This is a genomic window from Aeromonas sp. QDB34, assembly GCF_027705405.1.
Lineage (GTDB): Bacteria > Pseudomonadota > Gammaproteobacteria > Enterobacterales > Aeromonadaceae > Aeromonas > Aeromonas hydrophila.
Window position 1 is genome coordinate 34,934 of the sequence record NZ_JAPDBT010000013.1, and the last position, 21,562, is coordinate 56,495.

Genomic DNA, 21,562 nt, shown 5'->3' on the forward strand with positions numbered 1-21,562 from the left:
TGAGCTGTGGTCTGATGGAATCCGCTCCGGCCGGGGTGGAGCTGAACAAAAGGAGCAAGTGTGAATTCCGAGTTGGTCTGGGTCCTCTGCATGCTGGTGGGCGCCATTTATCTGTTTGTGAGCAACAAGGTCCGCATGGACGTGGTTGCCTTGCTGATCATCATATTGTTCGTGTTGAGCGGTACCCTGACCCTGCCGGAGGCGCTGGCGGGGTTCAGCGATCCCAACGTCATCCTGATTGCCGCCCTGTTCGTGGTGGGGGAGGGGCTGGTGCGCACCGGCATCGCCTATCAGGTGGGGGATGCGCTGGTGAAGGTGGCCGGCAGCAGCGAAACCCGCTTGCTGGTACTGCTGATGGTGGCGGTCGCCCTGCTCGGGGCCGTGATGAGCAGCACCGGGGTGGTGGCCATCTTCATTCCGGTGGTGCTGAGCGTGGCGAACCGGATGGGGATCCCGGCCGGCCGGCTGATGATGCCGCTCGGTTTTGCCGGCCTCATCAGCGGCATGATGACGCTGGTGGCGACGCCGCCCAACATGGTGGTCAACAGCGAGCTGATGCGCCACAACATCCACGGCTTCGGCTTTTTCGGCTTCACCCCCATGGGGGTCATCATTCTGGGGATGGGGATCCTCTACATGCTGCTGATGCGCACCTCCCTGGTGCGTGAAGGGGAAGAGGGCAAGAGCAAGCAGATCGGGCGCAGCACCATGCGCGATCTCATTCGCGACTACCGGCTGGCCGGCCGGGCGCGCCGGCTGGCGATCCGGCCCGATTCACCGTTGATCGGCCAGACCCTGGACGAGCTGCAATTGCGGGCCCGTTACGGGGCCAACGTCATCGGGGTGGAGCGCTGGCGCAAGTTTCGGCGGGTGATGGTCACCGTTTCCGGGGTGACCGAGTTCCAGGCCAAGGATGTGCTGCTCATCGACATGTCCGACCCCGAGGTGGACGTGCGCGAGTTCTGCAGCGAGGCGCGACTCGAACCCATGATCCTGCGCGGTGAATACTTCTCCGATCAGGCGCGCGAGGTGGGCATGGCAGAGGTGTCGCTCATCCCCGAATCCCGCCTGCTTGGCAAGAGCATCCGCGAGGTGGCGTTTCGCTCCCACTACGGCCTCAACGTGGTGGGCATTCGCCGTGCCGGCGAGGCGCTTGGCGGCAAGCTGGTGGACGAGGCGTTGCAGTTGGGGGATACCCTGCTGGTGGTGGGCAACTGGAGCCTGATCCGCCTGCTGCAGACCCACAGCCGCGACTTCCTGCTGCTGGGGCTGCCGGCCGAGGTGGACGAGATGGCGCCGGCCCGCAGTCAGGCCATTCACGCCCTCATCTGCCTCGGGGTGATGATCGCCCTGATGGTGACCGATCCGGTGCCCAACGTGATCGCGGCGCTGATCGCCTGCCTGCTGATGGGCAAATTCCGCTGTATCGACATGGAGAGCGCCTACAAGTCCATCCACTGGCCGACCCTGATCCTCATCGTCGGCATGCTGCCCTTTGCGCTGGCGCTGCAAAAGACCGGCGGGGTGGATCTCATCGTCGGCGCGCTGATCTCGGCGGTAGGGGAGATGGGGCCGCGGGTGATGCTGGCCAGTCTGTTCGCCCTGTGCGCCATCATAGGGCTGTTCATCTCCAACACCGCGACGGCGGTGCTGATGGCGCCGATTGCGCTGGGCACGGCGCAGCAGATGGGGATCTCCCCCTATCCGTTCGCCATGACCATCGCCATCGCGGCCTCGGCGGCCTTCATGACGCCGGTCTCCTCACCGGTCAACACCCTGGTGCTGGGCCCCGGCAACTACCGGTTCGTGGATTTCGTGCGCATCGGCGTCCCCTTCACCATGCTGGTGATGGTGGTGAGCGTCATCGCCATTCCCTGGTTCTTCCCGTTCTGACGACAGCAAACGACATGGCGGCCTGCGGGCCGCCTTTTTATTGCCCGCTGTGCTCTGTGACATGCAAAGGGTGGTGTGAAGCGAAAGTCGGGCATCAGCGCCGTCGTAGAGGAGAGCACAAGGCGCAGCCGTTGATACATGGGCGGTATTGCAGACGTGCGATGGCATGGAGAGGGGGAGGAAAACGGCAAACGCCGGATACAAAAAAACCAGCCTGAGCTGGTCTGTTTGGTACTGCTTTTTATGGTGCGGAAGGAGAGACTCGAACTCTCACGCCTAGGGCGCCAGAACCTAAATCTGGTGCGTCTACCAATTTCGCCACTTCCGCAGGAGTAATGGTGGCTATGACGGGATTCGAACCTGTGACCCCCGCATTATGAGTGCGATGCTCTAACCAACTGAGCTACATAGCCGTCTTGTGCGCGACTCGCGTCGAATACAAGCAAAAATGGCTGGGGCACTAGGATTCGAACCTAGGTATGGCGAGATCAAAACCCGCTGCCTTACCGCTTGGCGATGCCCCAACAGTGTTCTTTGCAATCAGATGATTGAAGGAACGTTTTCAAAAATGGTGGCTATGACGGGATTCGAACCTGTGACCCCCGCATTATGAGTGCGATGCTCTAACCAACTGAGCTACATAGCCGTTTGTTGTCAACCACGGTGTGGAAGAGAACAGAATAATGGCTGGGGTACTAGGATTCGAACCTAGGGATGGCGAGATCAAAACCCGCTGCCTTACCGCTTGGCGATACCCCAACAGCGATGCCTGACAGAGACTATCAAACATCTTTTAAAAATGGCTGGGGCACTAGGATTCGAACCTAGGTATGGCGAGATCAAAACCCGCTGCCTTACCGCTTGGCGATGCCCCAACAGCGATGCCTGACAGAGTCTATCAAACATCTTTTAACAGTGGCCGGGATACCAGGATTTGAACCTGGGCACATTGACGAGTTCAACACCCATCACTGCTTCCCTTGACCTGTCACCGACACTTGAATGCCGACAACTGAAATAATGGCTGGGGTACTAGGATTCGAACCTAGGGATGGCGAGATCAAAACCCGCTGCCTTACCGCTTGGCGATACCCCAACTAGAGATGGTGGCTATGACGGGATTCGAACCTGTGACCCCCGCATTATGAGTGCGATGCTCTAACCAACTGAGCTACATAGCCAACCTTGCTTCCAGTGCCTCGTTGCCTCGTCACTGTGCGGGCCGAATTATGCGTATCTGGCTCTGGGGCGTCAACCCTTTTTTTGTTTGAAAAACCGAATTTGGGTGCGTTTGGCGAGTTATTGGTCGCTGTCGTGCAAAAGCCCAACAATCTGGTTTTTTTTACGACATTTGCCAGCAGATACGAGCCTTGGCCAGTTAAAAAAGAGGCCAGCAAATGCTGGCCTCTCATGGGATTAGACGTTGAACAGGAAGTTCATGATATCGCCATCTTTGACGATGTACTCTTTCCCTTCGGCGCGCATCTTGCCCGCTTCCTTGGCACCTTGCTCACCCTTGTAGGTGATAAAGTCTTCGAAGGCGATGGTTTGGGCACGAATAAAGCCTTTTTCGAAGTCGGTGTGGATCTTGCCGGCCGCCTGCGGAGCGGTGGCGCCGACCGGAATGGTCCAGGCACGCACCTCTTTCACGCCGGCGGTGAAGTAGGTCTGCAGCTTGAGCAGCTCGTAACCGGAGCGGATCACCCGGTTCAGGCCCGGCTCTTCGATGCCAAGGTCAGCCATGAACTCGGCGCGGTCGGCATCGTCCAGCTCGGCGATGTCAGCCTCGATGGCGCAGCAGACGACCACCACAACCGCGTTCTCGGCGGCGGCGATTTCGCGCACCTTGTCCAGATAGGGGTTGTTCTCGAAGCCATCTTCCGCCACGTTGGCGATGTACATGGTGGGTTTGAGGGTCAGGAAGTTGAGGTGGCTGACGGCGGTCAGCTCATCCTTGTCCAGCTTCATGCCGCGGATCATCTGGCCGTTTTCCAGTGCCACCTTGATCTTCTCCAGCACTTCCACTTCCAGCTTGGCATCCTTGTCGCCGCCCTTGGCGCGCTTGGACTGGCGGTTGATGGCGCGCTCGCAGGCATCCAGGTCGGAGAGGGCCAGCTCGGTGTTGATCACCTCGATGTCGTCAGCCGGGGAGACCTTGCCGGCGACGTGGACGATGTTCTCGTCGTCAAAGCAGCGCACCACGTGACCGATGGCCTCGGTTTCACGGATGTTGGCCAGAAACTGGTTGCCCAGACCTTCACCCTTGGAGGCACCGGCCACCAGGCCGGCGATGTCCACGAATTCCATGGTGGTCGGCACAACGCGCTGCGGATTGATGATGGCCGCCAGCTGATCGAGGCGGGGATCCGGCATCGGTACCACGCCGGTGTTCGGCTCGATGGTGCAGAACGGGAAGTTGGCGGCTTCGATGCCGGCCTTGGTCAGCGCGTTGAACAGGGTGGATTTGCCTACATTGGGCAGGCCCACGATACCGCATTTAAAACCCATGGATTGTTACCTTACGTGATGGATGCTGTGTGAGGGCCGCGCGGGCAGCCCTGTCATATTGTTCGACCCTGACGCGTGTCAGGCATCTGTATTCAGACTTTCTCGGCCTTGAAGCTGTGCAGCCGATTCATGGCCTTGGTCATGTCCTGCTTGAACAGAATGTCGGTGGCGCGCAGGGACTCGTCCAGTGCGGCGTCGATCAGGCTCTGTTCGCTGCTGGGGGCCTTGGTCAGCACGAAACCAGCGACCAGCTCCTTGGCGCCCGGGTGACCTATCCCCAGCCGCAGCCGGAAGAAATTATTGTTGTTGCCCATCCTGGCAATGATGTCCTTGAGGCCGTTGTGGCCACCGTGGCCGCCGCCCTGCTTGAATTTGGCGATGCCGGGGGGCAGGTCCAGCTCATCGTGGGCCACCAGCATGGCTTCCGGCTCGATCTGGTAGAAGCGGGCCAGCGCGGCCACCGCCTTGCCGGAGAGGTTCATGTAGGTGTTCGGGATGAGCAGGCGCACATCCTGGCCATCCACCTGGATGCGGGCGGTGTGGCCGAAGAACTTGGGCTCTTCGCGCAGGCTGACGTTGTGCCAGCGTGCCAGTTGCTCCACATACCAGGCCCCGGCGTTGTGGCGGGTCTTGGCATATTCCGGGCCGGGATTGCCCAGACCCACGATCAGTTTGATTTGGCTTGTCACGCTTGATTTCTTCACTCGCTGCTTGCAATGGGCCGACTGCCCAGGGCAATGGGACGCAATATTCTAGCCGCCGACTGGCGATCACTCAACCAAAGCTCGGCCAGCACCGGGGAAAAGCGGGAGAACCGGTGGCCAATGGCAGCAAAACGGGCCCCTGCGTGGGGCCCGTGGTGTGGCTTGCCGGTGGCAGAGTCGACTTATTGGGCGGCCCGCACCAGGGTGACCGTCTCTTCCGCCAGCGCCGTCAGGGTCGGGCGCTGCTCGCGCACATACTGCACGAAGGAGGCAGCGTCGGTGCCGCAATCCAGGCCGCTTGCCTTGCAGTCAAGCTGATGGCCGGCGGTGTAGCGGGCGCTCAGCTGATCGCCGCTCTGCTCCACCCGCTCGACCGGGAACGCCGTCAATTTGCCATCCTGCCAGGCGAGATCCTGGCGCTCGGCGTGCTGTGCCTGGGCGCGGGCCAGCGCCTGCCAGCCGTCGTTGCCGTTGGCGCTGTAGGCGTTCATCACCACCCGGTAGCGCGTCGCATCCACCAGATCCTGCCACTGGCCGTCAGCGTCCTGCCACTGCAGCTGGGTCAGAGCGCCGCGCTTGCCCGGTGTGGTCTCAGTGAAGGTGTAGCGCAGGTGACCGCCGTAGGGGAACTTGCCGGCGTGGGCGCTGGCGGGCAGGGTGGCGGTGATGGTCTCGGTCAAGAGGGCGCGCACCTCGGCGCCGGTCAGGGTGAGCACCGAGAGCTGGTTCTTGAATGGCAGCAGGGTGAGCGCCGCATCCCCTTCACGCAGCTCGCCGGCCGGCAGATCGGCGCGCACACCGCCCACCGCCAGCAGGGCGAAGTGGACCGGGCCGCCGGTCAGCGCCTGCACCGCCGGGGTATTGGCCCAGTAGTACTGACCCTCGGCCACCAGCGGGGCAACGTCGGAGCCGTGGCTGTCGCTGCCGTTGTCGCCGGGGCGACGGGCATTTTGCAGGGCGGCCGGCAGGGTGGCGATGACGGGGCCGAAGGCCTGCTCGAGGGCGGGCTTGTAGTGGCTGTCGATGATGCCGCGCAGGCGGGGATCCTCATCCACGGTCACCAGGTTGGGCTGGGCGTCGATGAACTTGGCTGCCTGCTTGCTGCGGGCCTCGTCCAGTGCCTGCTTGCGAGCGGGATCGGCGAAGAAGTCGCGGCTGGCCAGCAGCTGGTTCTGGCCCTTGCAGGCGATGACCCGGCCCTGGGCATCGAAGCTCACCTGGGCCAGTCCGATGGCCTGGGCATAGGAGCCGGCCTGCACCACGCAGGTCATGCCGACCCCGTCCGGGTTGGTGACAAGCGCCGCGTACTCGCCGGTGTTGCCCCAGCCGATGTTGCGAAAATCGCCGAGCAGGCTGTGGGAGTGACCGCCGACGATGGCGTCGATGCCGTTCACCTTGGCCGCCAGCGCCAGATCCCGCTGGTTGCCGATGTGGGTGAGCGCCACGATCTGGTTGATGCCATGTTGGCGCAGCAGGTCCACCGTGGCCTGGGCGGAGGTGACTTCGTTGCCAAAGCGCAGCTTGCCGACGTTGGGGGAGATGTTGGCCATGTCCTCCAGCACTAGTCCCATCACGGCGACCAGCTGCTTGCCCTGGGGCAGGTTGTTGAGATCGCTGACCGGGCTCTTCTGGTTGCCGTCGAAGGCGTAGATGACGAACGGCTTGAGATTGGCGGCGTGGCGCAGATCCGGATCGTCGCGGGTATCCAGGTTGGCGGCCAGCACCGGGAAGTTGACCCCCTGAATGAAGCGGGCGAGCTTCTGGTTGTCGAGATCGAACTCGTGGTTGCCGAGAGCCATGGCGTCGAGGCCGAACTGGCTCAGCAGCTCGGCGTTGGCCATCCCCTCGTTGAGCTTGAAGTAGCCGCTGCCCTGCCAGGCATCGCCGCCGTGCAGCAGCAGGATTGGCTGGTTCTTGGCCAGTGCATCGGCCTGGAAGGATTTCGCCATGGTGAGCAGGCGTGGATAGCCGCCGAAGCGGGTGTAGAGGGTGTCGGTTTCCCCCTGCTTGCCAAAGATGGGCCCCTTCAGCTCGGCGTTGACCGGGTCAAACTGGGAGTGAGTGTCGTTCATGTGAGCCAGGGTCAGCACGAAGGGCTGGCCTTCATTGCCGGGCTGACAGGCGAACAGGAAGCTGCAGAAGGCAAGGAGTAGCAGCGGGCGCAAGCGATTCATGGAACAATCCTTAACCTGCGACGGGGCAGGGCAGTACCGGGTGTAACTGGGACTAAAAAGACAAAAACCGCCAGCTGGCGGTTTTTGTCACAACAGGGTCTATCAATGCTCAAACATGGCAGAGATGGACTCTTCGTTGCTGATGCGGCGAATGGCTTCGGCCAGCACGGAAGAGAGCGTCAGCTGCTTGACCTTGTCGACCGCCTTCATCTCCGCGGTGAGCGGGATGGAGTCGGTGATGATCAGTTCGTCGATCACGGAGTTCTTGATGTTCTCCACGGCGGAACCGGAGAAGACCGGGTGAGTGGCGTAGGCGAATACACGCTTGGCGCCGCGCTCCTTGAGGGCTTCTGCAGCTTTGCACAGGGTGCCGCCGGTGTCGATCATGTCGTCGACGATGATGCAGTCGCGGCCGGCCACGTCACCGATCAGGTGCATGACCTGGGAGACGTTCGGGCGGGGACGACGCTTGTCGATGATGGCGATGTCGGTATCGTCCAGCAGCTTGGCGATGGCACGGGCACGTACCACGCCGCCGATGTCCGGCGACACGACCACGGGGGATTCGAGGTTCTTGGACTTCATGTCTTCCAGCAGCACCGGGCTGCCGAACACGTTGTCGACCGGGACGTCGAAGAAGCCCTGGATTTGTTCGGCATGCAGGTCAACGGTCAGCACGCGATCCACACCGACGCTGGAGAGGAAGTCGGCGACGACCTTGGCGGTGATGGGAACACGGGCGGAGCGGACGCGGCGGTCCTGACGGGCATAACCAAAGTAGGGGATAACGGCAGTAATACGGCCAGCTGAAGCACGACGCAGAGCATCCACCATCACGATCAATTCCATCAAATTGTCGTTGGTCGGGGCACAGGTGGATTGAATGATGAAGATATCGCCACCACGTACATTCTCGTTGATCTGTACGCTGATCTCGCCGTCGCTAAAGCGACCTACGGCAGCATTGCCGAGTTTGATAAACAGGCGATCTGCGATCTTCTGGGCTAGTTCCGGCGTTGCGTTACCAGCAAACAGCTTCATGTCAGGCACGGTTTGAAACCTCGGGGTTGCATCCAGTATGTGGGGAGTCTTATTCAGACCCTTATCGTTTTGGGGCAAACGATTTATCAAGTTGACGGGTCAGACCACTATAGGCTGCTTTCAGGCCAGGTGCCCACGTTGCATGCGGCAAGTCGGTTGAGCGTCGTGCTGGTCGACGCCCCGTCATCCATGATGACCAGTGACCTCCCGACAACGAGAGGGTAACGATGGATGCTGCAACCGGCGAGGGGGAGTGTGCACTCCCGGCAAGACTGCTGCGGCAGGTGAATCGATATACCCTGTTCGATGTTCAGGAGATGGCTGGGGTACTAGGATTCGAACCTAGGAATGGCGAGATCAAAACCCGCTGCCTTACCGCTTGGCGATACCCCAATCACTGACTTGTTGCAATGCAGCGAAGAGTGGTGATATGTTCTCGCCCTTGGCGACAAACCCATCCCATCCTTTCGGCACTTTTGCCAACACTTCCCGAGCAGCCACTTCGTCTTCAAACTGAGCAAAGACGCAGGCTCCTGTGCCCGTCATTCTTGACGGCGCGTATTCTAGCAACCAGCCGAGCGCATTGGCAACCTCGGGGTGGCGCTTTTTCACCAGCAATTCGCAATCGTTTTTCCACTCCCCTTCCAGCAGATTGTGCAATGCCATTTTCGGGGTATCTCTGGGCAGGTCCGGATCCTGGAACACGGCGGCGGTCGCCACATGGCAATCGGGCTTGAGCACCAGATACCAGGTACTCGGCAGCTCGACCGGCTGCAACCGTTCACCGACCCCCTCGGCAAAGGCGGCCTTGCCGCGCACGAACACCGGCACGTCGGCGCCCAGCTGCACGCCGAGCTCGGCCAGCTCGTCTTCACTCAAGCCGGCTCGCCACAGGTGGTTGAGGGCGACCAGGGTGGTGGCGGCGTCCGACGAACCGCCGCCTATGCCACCGCCCATGGGCAGTACCTTCTCCAGCCGGATATGGGCTCCCTGCGGGCTTGGCAGCCTGGCCTGCAGCAGGCGGGCGGCGCGGATGATCAGGTTCTGCTCGTCGGGCACGCCGGGAATGGCCGGGCTCAGGGTGAGCAAGTCGGTATCGGTGAGCGGATCGAACTCGAGCCAGTCGCCGTGGTTGAGGAAGATGAACAGGGTCTGCAGCTCGTGGTAGCCGTCCGGGCGACGGCCGTTGACGTGCAAAAAGAGATTCAGTTTGGCCGGAGCCGGCCAGCGCATGGCGCTCATGGGGGAGTCCTTGTCGATGGCCGCCATCAGAGGGTTATGGTCCACTGGTTGATCTGCAGCTTGAGGCGACTGCCCTGGCCGGTCATGGTGAGCAGGTGCGGCAGGCGGTAACCGTCCTGATCCCGGTAGTCGCCATAGACGATCTGCCACTGACCATCCCGCACGCTGGCCAGACTGCGGTCGGGGTTGAGCTCGAATTCGGCCTGACCCGGCAGGCCCTTGATCCACTCCGGCAGCCCGGCCACCGGAATGTTCCAGCCGGTGAGCTGATAGATGAGCGCCTCGGCATCCTGGCTCTGGTGCGGGTTGCCCTCGTTGTCGATCAGGGTGATCTCGCCCTTGCTGCGGGAGAGCTCGAGGATGTGAGTGCCGATCAGGCTGGTGAGGTTGAGACGGTAGTCGTCGCCATCCTGCTGCCAGTTGACCCGGGCGCTGCCCTTCTGCTGGGCGGTGATGATGGCCATCTTGCCCGACAGCTGCCAGTGGCTGAGCTGCTCGAGACGGGTACGTTCCTGCTGCCAGTTGACCTGATCACGCTGGGGTTGGGTAGTGGCGCAACCGGCCAGCAACAGCAGGCAGCCAAGGGTGAAAAGACGCAACAACAAGGTCATGCTCCGGAAAAGGTGATTTGCCACAGTATACGGGGCGGCCGTATCGCTTTTAAAGACTTACCCTTTCTCGTACAATTGGCAGCCTTTACTCCCAGCGCACAGATACGATCCACGCCCACTCATGAGTTTGCTTGCCCTCGGAATCAACCACAACACCGCCAGTGTCGCCTTGCGGGAGCGGGTCGCCTTCGGCCCGGACTGCATCGATCGCGCCTTGCGTGAGCTGGTCGCCCAACCCGGTGTAAGCGAGGCGGTGATCGTCTCGACCTGCAATCGCACCGAGCTTTACTGCAGCCTGGCGCAGGGGCAGGGCGAGCAGGTGTTGCAGTGGCTGCAGCGTTTCCACGGTCTGAATGCGGCCGAGGTGGTCTCCGCCATCTACCAGCATCAGGACGAGGAGGCGGTCCGTCACCTGATGCGGGTGGCCTGCGGGCTCGACTCCCTGGTGCTGGGGGAGCCGCAGATCCTTGGGCAGATCAAGCAATCCTACGCCCATGCCCAGCAATCCGAGGCGGTGAAGGGATCGCTGGAGCGGCTGTTCCAGAAATCCTTCTCGGTGGCCAAGCGGGTGCGTACCGATACCGAGATTGGCGCCAGCGCCGTGTCGGTGGCCTTTGCCGCGGTGAGCCTGGGACGGCGGATCTTCTCCGATCTCTCCCAGACCAAGGTGCTGCTGGTCGGCGCCGGCGAGACCATCGAACTGGTGGCCCGCCACCTGCGCGAGCAGAACGTCACCCAGATGATGGTGGCGAACCGCACCCTGCAGCGGGCCCAGCTGCTGGCCGAGGAGTTCGGCGCCCAGGTGATGACGCTCGAAGAGATCCCGGACTACCTGCACGAGGCGGACATCGTCATCAGCTCCACTGCTAGCCCGCTGCCCATCATCGGCAAGGGCATGGTGGAGCGCGCGCTCAAGGCCCGCCGCTTCAAGCCCATGTTCCTGGTGGACATCGCGGTGCCCCGCGACATCGAGGCGGAGGTGGACGAGCTCTCGGACGCCTATCTCTACACGGTGGATGACCTGCAGGGCATCATCGAGCAGAATCTCGAGACCCGCAAACGGGCCGCCGCCGAGGCCGAGCTCATCGTGCAGGAAGAGCGCGACGACTTCATGGGCTGGTATCGCAGCCAGCACTCGGTGGATCTCATCCGCGATTACCGCCACCAGTCCCAACAGGTGGCCGACGAAGAGCTGCAGCGCGCCCTGCTGGCCCTGCAGCAGGGCGAGAATGCCGAGCAGGCGCTCAAGGCGCTGGCCCACCGCCTCACCAACAAGTTGATCCACGCACCGACCCAGGCCCTGCGCCATGCCGCGGCCCAGGGGGATCACCACCAGCTGGCCCAGTTGCGCCAGGTGCTGGGGTTGTCACAAGAGTCATAGTTTTGGGGCGACCAGCCGGTCGTCCCGTCCTCCATCGAGAACACAAGATTTATGAATCCGTCACTGATCAGAAAGCTGGAAGGCCTCATCGAGCGCCACGAAGAAGTACAGGCCATGCTCGGCGAGCCGGACGTGGCCGCGGATCAGGATCGCTATCGCGCCCTGACCCGGGAATATGCCCAGCTGGAAGATATCGTTCACGCTTTCCAGCAATTCCGCCAGGCCGAAGAGAACCTGGACGCCACCCGCCAGATGCTGGAAGAGGATGATGCCGACCTGCGCGAGATGGCGCAGGAGGAGCTGCCGCTGGCCAAGGCGACCTTCGAGGAGCAGGAGCAGGCGCTGCAGGTGATGCTGCTGCCGCGCGACCCCAAGGATGACAACAACTGCTACCTGGAGATCCGCGCCGGTGCCGGCGGTGACGAGGCGGCGATCTTTGCGGGCGATCTGTTTCGCATGTATTCGCGCTACGCCGAGCGCCAGGGCTGGCGGGTTTCCATCGTCAGCTGCAACGACGGCGAGCATGGTGGCTACAAGGAGGTGATCGCCAAGGTGGAGGGTGAGCACGTCTACGGCCGCCTCAAGTTTGAATCCGGTGGTCACCGGGTGCAGCGGGTGCCGGAAACCGAATCCCAGGGCCGGGTGCACACCTCCGCCTGTACCGTCGCCGTGCTGCCGGAAGTGCCGGAAGCCGAGCAGATCGAGATCAACCCCTCGGAGCTGAAGATCGACACCTTCCGCGCCTCCGGGGCCGGCGGTCAGCACGTCAACAAGACCGACTCCGCCATCCGCATTACCCACCTGCCCACCGGGCTGGTGGTGGAGTGCCAGGATGAACGCTCCCAGCACAAGAACCGCGCCAAGGCGATGTCGGTGCTCTCAGCCCGTCTGCAGGCGGCCGAGGATGAGCGCCACCGCGCCGCCGAGCAGAGCACCCGCCGCAACCTGGTGGGGTCGGGAGATCGCTCCGAGCGCATCCGCACCTACAACTACCCGCAGGGGCGCCTCTCCGAGCACCGCATCAACCTCACCCTCTATCGCCTCGGCGAGATCATGGAAGGGGATCTGGACTGCGTCATCAGCCCGATGATCCAGGAGTACCAGGCCGATCAGCTCGCCTCCCTGGCCGAGAGCAACTGATGCAGATCCAGCAGGCTCGCGCCCACATCATGGCGACCCTGGCAGGTGGGGAATCCCCCCGCGCCGATGCGGATGCGCTGCTCTGCCATCTGCTGGAGTGCCGGCGCAGCTACCTGATGACCTGGCCGGAGCGCGAGCTCGATGCCGCCCAGCAGGCGACCCTGCAGGGCTGGCTCGAACGCCGTCTCAATGGCGAACCCATCGCCCACCTGATCGGCGAGCGGGAGTTCTGGTCGCTGCCGCTCAAGGTGAGCCCGGCCACCCTGATCCCGCGCCCCGATACCGAGGTGCTGGTCGAGCAGGCGCTGGCGCGGCTGCCCGCAGGCCCCTGCGCCGTGCTGGATCTGGGCACCGGCACCGGCGCCATTGCACTGGCGCTCAAGTCGGAGCGACCGGATGCCGATGTATGGGCGGTGGACAGGATGCCGGCAGCGGCAGCCCTGGCCCGTGCCAACAGTGCCGCCCTTGGTCTGCCCATCGAGGTGCGCGACGGCAGCTGGTTTGAGCCGCTGGTCGCGCCCTCGTCAAGCAAGGCGCCGCGCTTTGCGATGATCGTCTCCAACCCGCCCTACATCGACGGGGCGGATCCGCACCTCGATGAGGGGGACGTGCGCTTCGAACCCCGCTCCGCCCTGGTGGCGGACGAGCAGGGGCTGGCGGATATCCGGCTGATCGTGGCGGGCGCGCCAGCCCATCTGCTGCCGGGCGGCTGGCTGTTGCTGGAGCATGGCTGGCAACAGGGGGAGGCGGTGCGTCAACTCCTGTTGCAACAGGGCTACCTTCAGGTGGAAACCGTGCGCGATTACGGCGATAACGAGCGGGTGACCCTGGGGCGGCTGGCTCGGTGATGATGACGGGCGGGCCGGGCCTGCCTTTGTTCAAGGACACGTTATGTATTTTGCTATCAAACATCTGCACCTGCTGCTGATAGGCTTGGCCGTGCTGATGTTCATGTTGCGCTTCTATTGGCTGCAGACCGGCTCGAGCCGCGCTGCCAGCGCCCGTACCCTCAGGTTGAGCGGCTGGCTCAACGGCCTGGTGGTGCTCTCCGGTGTGCTGCTGTGCATGGTGCTGGATCTCAACCCGCTCAACAACGCCACCCCCTGGCTCAGCGAAAAGCTGACCGCCATCCTGGTGGTGGCCTTTCTGGCCATGATGGCACTGCGCCTGGCCCGCAGTAACGGCATCCGCTGGTTTGCGTTTCTGGGAGCCCTCGGCTGGGTCTTCTTCATCGCCAAGCTGGCCGTCTACAAGCAGGCCAGCCTGTTCGGTTAAGGATGATGACGATGATACGCGTAGACGAATGGACCGATTTCGAAGCCCATGACATCGCCGAGCTGGCGCTGTCAGTGAGCGACGAGATCCATGGCATCAGTGGCCGCGGGACGGCGGAGCTGGCCCGGCTCGACGCCTGGCTGGACGAGGCCATCGAGGAAGGGGATTGCGACCAGGTGCGCCGCCAGCTGTTGCAGGGCTTCTACCAGACCTTAGGCTTTCATGGCGACTGGCAGGACTACTTCTCGGTGGCCAACTGCGATCTGGCCCAGGTCCTGGCCCGCAAGCAGGGCATTCCGGTCAGCCTTGGCATCCTCATTATTCAGCTGGGGCGCAAGCTCGGGCTGGACGTGGAGGGGATCTGCTTCCCCGGCCACTTCCTGGTGAGCTTTGCCGGTAGCGAGGGGGAGGTCTATGTGGACCCCTTCACCGGCGACGAGCTGAGCCTGCACCACATCGAGCTGCTGCTGCGCGGGGCTCTCGGCAATCTGGCCACCCTCAGCTCGGATCACCTGCAGCCTGCCGGCCAGTGGGAGATCATCGAGCGGCTGCTCAACGTCAGCAAGGGCGCCCTGCTGCGGGAAGACCGGATGACCGAGGCGCTGCGCTGCAGCGAACTGCTGCTGCGGATGAAGCCCGGCGACCCGCTGGAGACGCGGGATCGCGGCTTCATCTACGAGCAGCTCGATTGCCCGCGCTTTGCCGCCGACGATTTTGAATACTTTATTGAACAGTGCCCGGACGATCCGGTGGCCGACGTGCTCAAGGCCCAGCTGGCTGCGCTGGATCTGAGCCCCAAGCCCCTCCACTGAGGGGCGGGTAACGGCCCCGCTGCATGGCGAGGCCCTGGCCGAATTTAAAGTCCCATGCCGTTGCATGCAAGGCCTGGGAGATGCAACTAACGAGTATCGAGGCCGCGCTGCCCTGGGCAGCGCGGCCGGATGTGGATTCAAGCCCTGCAAGCCCTTTTACCTAAGGAAGCCTGAGATGGAACAGAAGAATATCAAGGTCAATGGCATCGACGTCGCCAACGACAAACCGTTCGTGTTGTTCGGCGGCATGAACGTGCTGGAATCCCGCGACATGGCGATGGCGGTGTGCGAGAAGTACGTGGAAGTGACCTCCAAGCTGGGTATCCCGTTCGTGTTCAAGGCGAGCTGGGACAAGGCCAACCGCTCCTCCATCCACTCCTACCGCGGTCCGGGTCTGGAAGAGGGGATGAAGATCTTCCAGGAGCTGAAAGCGACCTTCGGCATGCCGGTCATCTCCGATCTGCACGAGCCCCATCAGGCCAAGCCCGTGGCCGAGGTGGTCGACGTCATCCAGCTGCCCGCCTTCCTGGCGCGCCAGACCGATCTGGTGGAGGCCATGGCCCGCACCGGCAACGTCATCAACATCAAGAAGCCGCAGTTCCTGAGCCCAAGCCAGATGAAGAACATCACCGACAAGTTCGAGGAGTGCGGCAACGACCGTCTGATCCTGTGCGAACGCGGTGCCAACTTCGGGTATGACAACCTGGTGGTGGACATGCTGGGGCTGGGCGTGATGAAGAAGAGCACCGGCGGCTACCCGGTCATCTTCGACGTGACCCACTCCCTGCAGTGCCGCGATCCCATGGGCGCGGCCTCCGGCGGTCGCCGTGAGCAGGTGACCGAGCTGGCCCGTGCCGGCATGGCGGTCGGTCTGGCCGGTCTGTTCATTGAATCCCACCCGGACCCCAAGATTGCCCGTTGCGACGGCCCGAGCGCGCTGCCGCTGGAGAAGCTGGAAGGCTTCCTCAAGCAGATGAAGGCCATCGACGATCTCATCAAGGGCTTCGAGCCGCTCGATACTTCCATCTAAGTCCGGCTTTGCTTGCCCAATAAAAATGCCCCGCACTGCGGGGCATTTTTATTTGCGGCCTGTTTTTATTTCTTTGGCCAGCATAAATCAATCGCAGAATAAATACAGCCAGGTTTCCGTGGTGTTAATGTTGTTAAATCTGTTGTGTGATTGATGTCTATTAATTGCTTTTTTTAACATGGGAAAGTAACCCCTGTTGTGATGAGGGAACGGCACGAACCGGGCGAAATAACACTATTTCGTCACGGATTGCTGCATGCGTATTTCTGCCATGACACATCTCATTAAATTGACAGGACGTTAAGAATGCAGAAAAGAATAGTCAGCAGCCTGTATTTTCAGGTGTTGTTAGCGATCACCCTCGGGGTCATTCTGGGACATATATATCCCGACCTCGGAGCGGACATGAAACCGCTGGGGGATGGTTTCGTTAAATTAATCAAAATGATCATCGCCCCGGTTATATTCTGCACGGTGGTGACCGGTATTGCCGGCATGGAGAGCATGAAAGCGGTGGGTAAAACCGGCGCCATCGCGCTGCTCTATTTTGAAGTGGTCAGCACCATCGCCCTCATCATCGGGCTGTGCGTGGTCAACCTGCTGCAACCGGGGGCGGGCATGAACGTCGACCCCGCCACGCTGGACGCCAGCGCCATCTCCGCCTACGCCGAGCAGGCCAAGGCTCAGGGCATCATCCCCTTCCTGCTGGACGTGATCCCGGGCAGCGTGATCGGCGCCTTTGCCAGCGGCAATATTCTGCAGGTGCTGTTATTTGCGGTGCTTTTTGGCTTCTCCCTGCACCATATCGGCGAGAAGGGAAAAGTGATATTCAATGTCATCGACAGCTTCTCCCAGGTTATTTTCGGGATCATCAACATGATCATGCGGCTGGCACCGGTTGGGGCATTTGGCGCGATGGCCTTTACCATCGGAAAATATGGTATCGGCTCGCTGGTTCAGCTCGGACAATTAATCGCCTGCTTCTACATGACCTGCCTGCTGTTTATTTTCCTGGTGCTGGGCAGTATTGCCAGAGCGAATGGCTTCAGTATCCTGCGCTTTATTTCCTATATCCGGGAAGAGTTGCTGATCGTGCTGGGAACTTCCTCTTCTGAATCCGTATTGCCGCGCATGCTGGTGAAGATGGAGGCGCTCGGCTGCAAGAAGTCGGTGGTGGGGCTGGTGATCCCGACCGGTTACTCCTTCAACCTGGACGGCACCTCCATCTATCTGACCATGGCGGCCATCTTCATCGCCCAGGCCACCAACACCCCGCTCGACCTGTTCCAGCAGATCACCCTGCTGGTGGTGCTGCTCATCTCTTCGAAGGGGGCCGCCGGGGTGACCGGCAGTGGCTTCATCGTGCTGGCGGCCACCATCTCGGCGGTGGGACACCTGCCGCTGGCCGGGCTGGCGCTGATCCTCGGCATCGATCGCTTCATGTCGGAGGCCCGCGCCCTGACCAACCTCATCGGCAACGGGGTGGCAACCCTGGTGGTGGCCCGTTACTGCGATCAGCTCGATGAGCAGCAGATGCACGAGGCGCTGAGCAACCCGCCGCAAGCCGTCAAGCTGGATCAGCATTGAGCCGCCGATGCCCGCACCGTGCGCTGCCAGTCTGTCGTTCAAGGGCGGCGAGCGCGGGTGGGTGAATTCAAGCCATAAAAAAACGGCCCGTTTGGGCCGTTTTTCATGATACCGGTTGCTGCAGAGCGACTTACAGGCTCTGGGTGAAGGTGCGGGTCACCACGTCACGCTGCTGTTCCGGGGTCAGTGCATTGAAGCGCACGGCGTAGCCGGAGACACGGATGGTCAGCTGCGGGTACTTTTCCGGGTTGGCGATGGCGTCTTCCAGGGTCTCGCGACGCAGGACGTTGACGTTCAGGTGCTGACCACCTTCGACGGCCGGCTCGGCTTGTACCGGCAGTTCACGGTATTCGAACTGGCCCAGGTCAGAGACGCTGACTTCCTGATCGGCGGCGAAGGTGTCGCCTTTGGCGCAGATGCAACGAGCCTGTTGCTTCTCTTCGTCCAGCAGCCAGAACGAGTTCAGCAGAGCGGCGTTGGCAGACTGGGTGATTTGGATGCCCTTGATCATGGTATGACTCCTCATAGGAAAGCGGATTCAACTGTAAGGAAATTACCCTGATGTATTTAAACCACCGGGATGATTTAAAGGGCCCTTGCCTTACACCTTTACTTTGTTGGGTCATATATACCACGATGGTAATATTACGAAAATTGATCTAAATCAAAAAACGCGCGATTTGCGCGAGCTGGAAGGGATTAAATTATTGAGATTAATCAAAAAGAGGTCATTTTTCTGATTATGTAAGATATCCGAATTATGCATCTTCTATTAATTAAATCTAGTAATTTAACTACATGTTTTGAAGTTTGTGTCATGCATGAGCCGACCTCATCTCCCCTGTGGGGGCATCGGGGCCAAGCCTGCGGTTAAGGTGGCGGGGCCAGGTTTGCCCTCTCTCTGCTGCTCACACAGCTATATAAGGTTGCCTTGGCATAAGGCTGCCTCAGCCGAGCCGCCGATTGCCACGGTCACCATGACCCCGTTGCCCACAGTGGCAGGGAGAGCTGGGTGCGCGGGAGCTTGCCATACCGTTGCCATGCAGTTGCCATTCGGGGGCGAGGGGACTCGGAAGAGGGTGCCAAGGTTGCGTCCTGGGGGCTGGCCCCCTATCCTGAGCCCCTTGCCGCATTAATGAGGGCATGGTGATGCCAGCACTGGCCCAGCACCATGTCCTGCCGCATTCAGCGAGGATGGCGGCGTGCTTGCTCGCATGGCCCGGCATGGGCCAAGCCGCATGCCGCAAAACCCGCCGTATTCATCGAGGATGGTGGCGCGCCGACCCGCATCAGGCGGTGTGACCCTGCACGGGGTAACAGGGCGTCCATCCGGACAGATTCAATGAGGAGATTGGGGTGCAGACCTGGACTGATGTAATTGGCTCCGAGAAGGAGCAGGACTATTTCAAGGCGACCCTGGCGACCGTCAGGAGTGAGCGGGAGGCGGGCAAGGTGATCTATCCGCCGGCGACCGACGTGTTCAATGCCTTCAAGCTGACCGAGCTGGATCAGGTCAAGGTGGTGATCCTGGGTCAGGATCCGTATCACGGCCCCAATCAGGCGCACGGCCTCTGCTTCTCTGTGCTGCCGGGGGTGCGCACGCCCCCCTCGCTGGTCAACATCTACAAAGAGATGCAGCGGGATCTGCCGGGTTTTGTCACACCCAGTCACGGCTTTCTGGAGTCTTGGGCCAAGCAGGGGGTGCTGCTGCTCAATACCGTGCTGACGGTCCAGGCGGGTCAGGCCCACTCCCATGCCCATCTGGGCTGGGAGACCTTCACCGACCGGGTCATCGAGCAGATCAATGCCAGCTGCCAGGGGGTGGTTTTCCTGCTGTGGGGCGCCCATGCCCAGAAGAAGGGTCGCTTCATCGACAGGCAGCGTCATCATGTGCTAAGCGCGCCGCATCCCAGCCCGCTCTCTGCTCATCGCGGCTTCATCGGCTGCGGCCACTTCTCCGAAACCAACCGGCTGCTGAGTCAACAGGGGATGAGCCCCATCAACTGGCACTCGGTCTGCGAGTGAGGGGCCCGACGGCTGGCGAGCGGGGGCATGAACAGGGGGGCGGCATTGTGCGTTACCCGCTGTTTTGTCTGCAGATGACTTGATTGAGTGCAAAGTTGGCGCGATAAATGACCGTATACTCGAAACAGGATCGTCTCATTTCAGCGCAAGGAGTGCCCATGCTAGCCAGTCTGCACAAGGACCATCTCAACATCGCCAGGTTGCTGGATCTGCTCAAACACAAGCTCGCCGCCATTCGCGACGAACAGCGGGTCAGCTATTTCCTGATCCGCGATGTGGTGGACTACCTGAGGGAGGTGTCGGACAAGTATCACCATCCGAAGGAAGACATCATTTATGACTACTACCTCAAGTACCGGGTCGTGGAGGGGGACGTCGCCAACCGGCTGCAGGCTGAGCATGCCAAGTTGCTGGAAGCCGGCGCCGAACTCAAGGAGATGGTGGAGATGATCCTGATGGATGCGGTGATCCCGCTCGATCAGTTTACCGCCAAGCTGGAGCAGTTCGTGGCGCTGCAGGAGGCGCACATGAACTACGAGGAGTGGGTCATCTTCCCCCATCTGCGCGATTCGCTGACCGAGGATGATTGGCGTCACCTCGAACAGATCTGGCAGAACCGCGCCATCGGGGATCCGCTGTTCGGGCCCGAGATCAGCCAGCACTTTCAGGCACTGGCCAAGCGCCTGTCGCTGCCGCTCTCTTCCTGAGGGGTGACACTCTCTTAAAAAACAAGGCCCCGGTTAACCGGGGCCTTGTTTTTACAGTTCGATCTCGTCTGAGAGACCTTCGTAGGCGATGTCGATGGATTGCAGCTCCTTCTGCAGGCGGTGCTTGTCTTTCAACGCCTCAATCTCACGCCATTTACGTTTCTTTCCCGTTGTCCCGCGGCTACGTGAACCGAGCTCAACTACATCGTCATATTCGAAGTTGAACATTTCCATGGCTCCCTCCTTGGTTATTCTCGTTTTCACCATCCGTATAACATAACGGCATTGAAAATAAAACGTTTTCGTGACGAACACATGACAAGGGTCCGGCGCCCATAAAAAAACCGGGTTCCCTTGCAGGAACCCGGTTTTCATCGGCTCATGACGGCTCTCATCAGAGGCGGCTGGCCAGCATGGTTTCCAGCTTGCCCTGGTCGATGGCAAACATGCGGATGCCTTCGCCGAGCTTCTCGTGGGCCATGGCGTCCTGGTTCAGTTCCCAGCGGAATTCGGCTTCGGTCATCGGAGCCGGTTTGGCTTTGCGCTCGCCGGTGTAGTTCAGCTTGCGTACCACGGCGCCTTCGGTCTTGCTCAGCTCTTCGAGCAGGGCCGGGCCAATGGTCAGACGGTCGCAGCCGGCCAGTTCCAGGATCTCGCCGGTGTTGCGGAAGCTGGCGCCCATGACCACGGTCGGGTAGTCGTGCTGCTTGTAGTAGTCGTAGATGGAGGTGACGGAAACCACGCCCGGATCTTCGCTGGCGGTGTAGTCACGGTTGTGCTTGGCCTTGTACCAGTCGAGGATGCGACCGACGAACGGGGAGATCAGGAAGGCGCCGGCTTCGGCACAGGCACGGGCCTGGGCGAAGGAGAACAGCAGGGTCAGGTTGCACTGGATGCCCTCTTTCTCCAGCACCTCGGCGGCACGGATGCCTTCCCAGGTGGAGGCCAGCTTGATCAGGATGCGATCGTTGCTGATACCGGCTTCGTTGTAGAGACGGATCAGTTTGCGGGCCTTGGCGATGCTGGCCTGGGTATCGAAGGAGAGACGGGCATCCACTTCGGTGGAGATGCGGCCTGGGACGATTTTCAGCACTTCCAGGCCGATGTTGACCGCCAGCTTGTCGCCCGCGTCGATGATTTGCTGTGCCTTGTCCTGGCTCTGGGCTTTGGCCCAGTTGATGGCGTCTTCGATCAGCGCCGCGTATTCGGGGATCTCGGATGCCTTCAACACCAGAGAGGGGTTGGTGGTGGCATCGATGGGCTGGTAGCGCTTGATGGCTTCGATATCACCGGTGTCGGCGACAACTGTGGTCAGGGCTTTCAGCTGGGTTAATTTATCGGCCATGGCAAATATCATCTCTTTATGAGGGCGCACTCTCCTGCGGAGGGTGCTGGCTCGGGGGTGGCGGGCGTGAGACGACAGTTCTGAAAT

19 protein-coding genes and 9 tRNA genes are annotated in these 21,562 nt (G+C 61.2%); 10 read left to right on the top strand and 18 right to left on the bottom strand.

Annotation, left to right across the window (positions count from 1 at the left end; genetic code table 11):
* The first annotated feature begins 60 nt into the window (after nt 1–60).
* Nucleotides 61–1,893, top strand: a complete 1,833-nt coding sequence (locus OKC29_RS16410; protein ID WP_073351223.1) for an SLC13 family permease — start codon at nt 61–63, stop codon at nt 1,891–1,893.
* Between the two features lie 244 nt (nt 1,894–2,137).
* Here OKC29_RS16410 and OKC29_RS16415 read toward each other — a convergent pair.
* The 15 genes from OKC29_RS16415 to lolB form a co-directional block, all read right to left on the bottom strand.
* A tRNA-Leu gene (locus tag OKC29_RS16415) sits at nt 2,138–2,221 on the bottom strand.
* An 8-nt stretch (nt 2,222–2,229) separates the two neighbouring features.
* Nucleotides 2,230–2,306, bottom strand: a tRNA-Met gene (locus tag OKC29_RS16420).
* Nucleotides 2,307–2,342: 36 nt separating this feature from the next.
* Nucleotides 2,343–2,417: transfer RNA gene (locus OKC29_RS16425), tRNA-Gln, on the bottom strand.
* Between the two features lie 45 nt (nt 2,418–2,462).
* Nucleotides 2,463–2,539, bottom strand: a tRNA-Met gene (locus OKC29_RS16430).
* Nucleotides 2,540–2,577: 38 nt separating this feature from the next.
* Nucleotides 2,578–2,652 (bottom strand) — tRNA-Gln (locus OKC29_RS16435).
* A gap of 41 nt (nt 2,653–2,693) precedes the next feature.
* Nucleotides 2,694–2,768 (bottom strand) — tRNA-Gln (locus OKC29_RS16440).
* Between the two features lie 146 nt (nt 2,769–2,914).
* A tRNA-Gln gene (locus OKC29_RS16445) sits at nt 2,915–2,989 on the bottom strand.
* 8 nt (nt 2,990–2,997) lie between these two features.
* A tRNA-Met gene (locus OKC29_RS16450) sits at nt 2,998–3,074 on the bottom strand.
* 235 nt (nt 3,075–3,309) lie between these two features.
* Nucleotides 3,310–4,401: a redox-regulated ATPase YchF gene (gene ychF / locus OKC29_RS16455; RefSeq protein WP_073351221.1), complete on the bottom strand. Its 1,092-nt coding sequence runs from the start codon at nt 4,399–4,401 to the stop codon at nt 3,310–3,312.
* 92 nt (nt 4,402–4,493) lie between these two features.
* On the bottom strand, nt 4,494–5,090 hold the full coding sequence (pth, locus tag OKC29_RS16460) for an aminoacyl-tRNA hydrolase (protein ID WP_005298460.1): 597 nt from the start codon (nt 5,088–5,090) through the stop codon (nt 4,494–4,496).
* A gap of 197 nt (nt 5,091–5,287) precedes the next feature.
* The gene (locus OKC29_RS16465; protein ID WP_073351219.1) at nt 5,288–7,279 is read right to left on the bottom strand and encodes a bifunctional metallophosphatase/5'-nucleotidase; all 1,992 of its coding nucleotides are present in this window, start codon (nt 7,277–7,279) and stop codon (nt 5,288–5,290) included.
* Between the two features lie 102 nt (nt 7,280–7,381).
* Nucleotides 7,382–8,329, bottom strand: coding sequence for a ribose-phosphate pyrophosphokinase (locus tag OKC29_RS16470; RefSeq protein ID WP_005298464.1), 948 nt, complete (start codon nt 8,327–8,329; stop codon nt 7,382–7,384).
* Nucleotides 8,330–8,638: 309 nt separating this feature from the next.
* Nucleotides 8,639–8,713 (bottom strand) — tRNA-Gln (locus OKC29_RS16475).
* Nucleotides 8,693–9,562, bottom strand: a complete 870-nt coding sequence (gene ispE / locus OKC29_RS16480) for a 4-(cytidine 5'-diphospho)-2-C-methyl-D-erythritol kinase (protein ID WP_073352544.1) — start codon at nt 9,560–9,562, stop codon at nt 8,693–8,695. Before ispE ends, OKC29_RS16475 begins: the two co-directional genes overlap by 21 nt.
* A gap of 26 nt (nt 9,563–9,588) precedes the next feature.
* Nucleotides 9,589–10,173 carry a lipoprotein insertase outer membrane protein LolB gene (gene lolB / locus OKC29_RS16485; protein WP_073351217.1) on the bottom strand — a complete coding sequence of 195 codons (585 nt, stop codon included), beginning with the start codon at nt 10,171–10,173 and terminating at the stop codon, nt 9,589–9,591.
* A gap of 121 nt (nt 10,174–10,294) precedes the next feature.
* Between lolB and hemA the strand changes: the two genes are divergently transcribed.
* From hemA to OKC29_RS16520, 7 genes are all read left to right on the top strand, one after another.
* Entirely contained in the window at nt 10,295–11,554 is a 1,260-nt protein-coding gene (hemA, locus tag OKC29_RS16490) for a glutamyl-tRNA reductase (protein ID WP_073351216.1), read from the top strand.
* Between the two features lie 51 nt (nt 11,555–11,605).
* A complete protein-coding gene (prfA, locus tag OKC29_RS16495) occupies nt 11,606–12,694 on the top strand; it encodes a peptide chain release factor 1 (RefSeq protein WP_011706935.1) in 1,089 nt (362 codons plus the stop codon).
* Nucleotides 12,694–13,542 carry a peptide chain release factor N(5)-glutamine methyltransferase gene (gene prmC, locus OKC29_RS16500; RefSeq protein ID WP_073351215.1) on the top strand — a complete coding sequence of 283 codons (849 nt, stop codon included), beginning with the start codon at nt 12,694–12,696 and terminating at the stop codon, nt 13,540–13,542. Before prfA ends, prmC begins: the two co-directional genes overlap by 1 nt.
* A gap of 43 nt (nt 13,543–13,585) precedes the next feature.
* Entirely contained in the window at nt 13,586–13,969 is a 384-nt protein-coding gene (locus OKC29_RS16505) for a SirB2 family protein (RefSeq protein WP_017409175.1), read from the top strand.
* Nucleotides 13,970–13,980: 11 nt separating this feature from the next.
* Nucleotides 13,981–14,781: a SirB1 family protein gene (locus OKC29_RS16510; protein WP_010633228.1), complete on the top strand. Its 801-nt coding sequence runs from the start codon at nt 13,981–13,983 to the stop codon at nt 14,779–14,781.
* Nucleotides 14,782–14,956: 175 nt separating this feature from the next.
* Nucleotides 14,957–15,811, top strand: a complete 855-nt coding sequence (gene kdsA / locus OKC29_RS16515; protein WP_011706931.1) for a 3-deoxy-8-phosphooctulonate synthase — start codon at nt 14,957–14,959, stop codon at nt 15,809–15,811.
* A gap of 306 nt (nt 15,812–16,117) precedes the next feature.
* Nucleotides 16,118–17,398 carry a dicarboxylate/amino acid:cation symporter gene (locus tag OKC29_RS16520; protein WP_029304184.1) on the top strand — a complete coding sequence of 427 codons (1,281 nt, stop codon included), beginning with the start codon at nt 16,118–16,120 and terminating at the stop codon, nt 17,396–17,398.
* Between the two features lie 130 nt (nt 17,399–17,528).
* Here the strand turns inward: OKC29_RS16520 and grcA are convergent, their stop codons facing one another.
* The gene (gene grcA / locus OKC29_RS16525; RefSeq protein WP_011706929.1) at nt 17,529–17,909 is read right to left on the bottom strand and encodes an autonomous glycyl radical cofactor GrcA; all 381 of its coding nucleotides are present in this window, start codon (nt 17,907–17,909) and stop codon (nt 17,529–17,531) included.
* Nucleotides 17,910–18,754: 845 nt separating this feature from the next.
* On the opposite strand from grcA, the gene ung reads away from it, so the two are divergent.
* Both ung and OKC29_RS16535 read left to right on the top strand, forming a co-directional pair.
* Nucleotides 18,755–19,423, top strand: a complete 669-nt coding sequence (gene ung / locus OKC29_RS16530) for a uracil-DNA glycosylase (protein ID WP_011706928.1) — start codon at nt 18,755–18,757, stop codon at nt 19,421–19,423.
* Nucleotides 19,424–19,581: 158 nt separating this feature from the next.
* Nucleotides 19,582–20,130, top strand: coding sequence for a hemerythrin domain-containing protein (locus tag OKC29_RS16535; RefSeq protein WP_270669412.1), 549 nt, complete (start codon nt 19,582–19,584; stop codon nt 20,128–20,130).
* Between the two features lie 51 nt (nt 20,131–20,181).
* On the opposite strand, the gene OKC29_RS16540 is transcribed toward OKC29_RS16535, so the two are convergent.
* On the bottom strand, nt 20,182–20,364 hold the full coding sequence (locus OKC29_RS16540) for a DUF3545 family protein (RefSeq protein ID WP_016351599.1): 183 nt from the start codon (nt 20,362–20,364) through the stop codon (nt 20,182–20,184).
* Nucleotides 20,365–20,524: 160 nt separating this feature from the next.
* Nucleotides 20,525–21,475, bottom strand: a complete 951-nt coding sequence (gene tal, locus OKC29_RS16545; RefSeq protein ID WP_016351598.1) for a transaldolase — start codon at nt 21,473–21,475, stop codon at nt 20,525–20,527.
* Nucleotides 21,476–21,562: the final 87 nt, after the last annotated feature.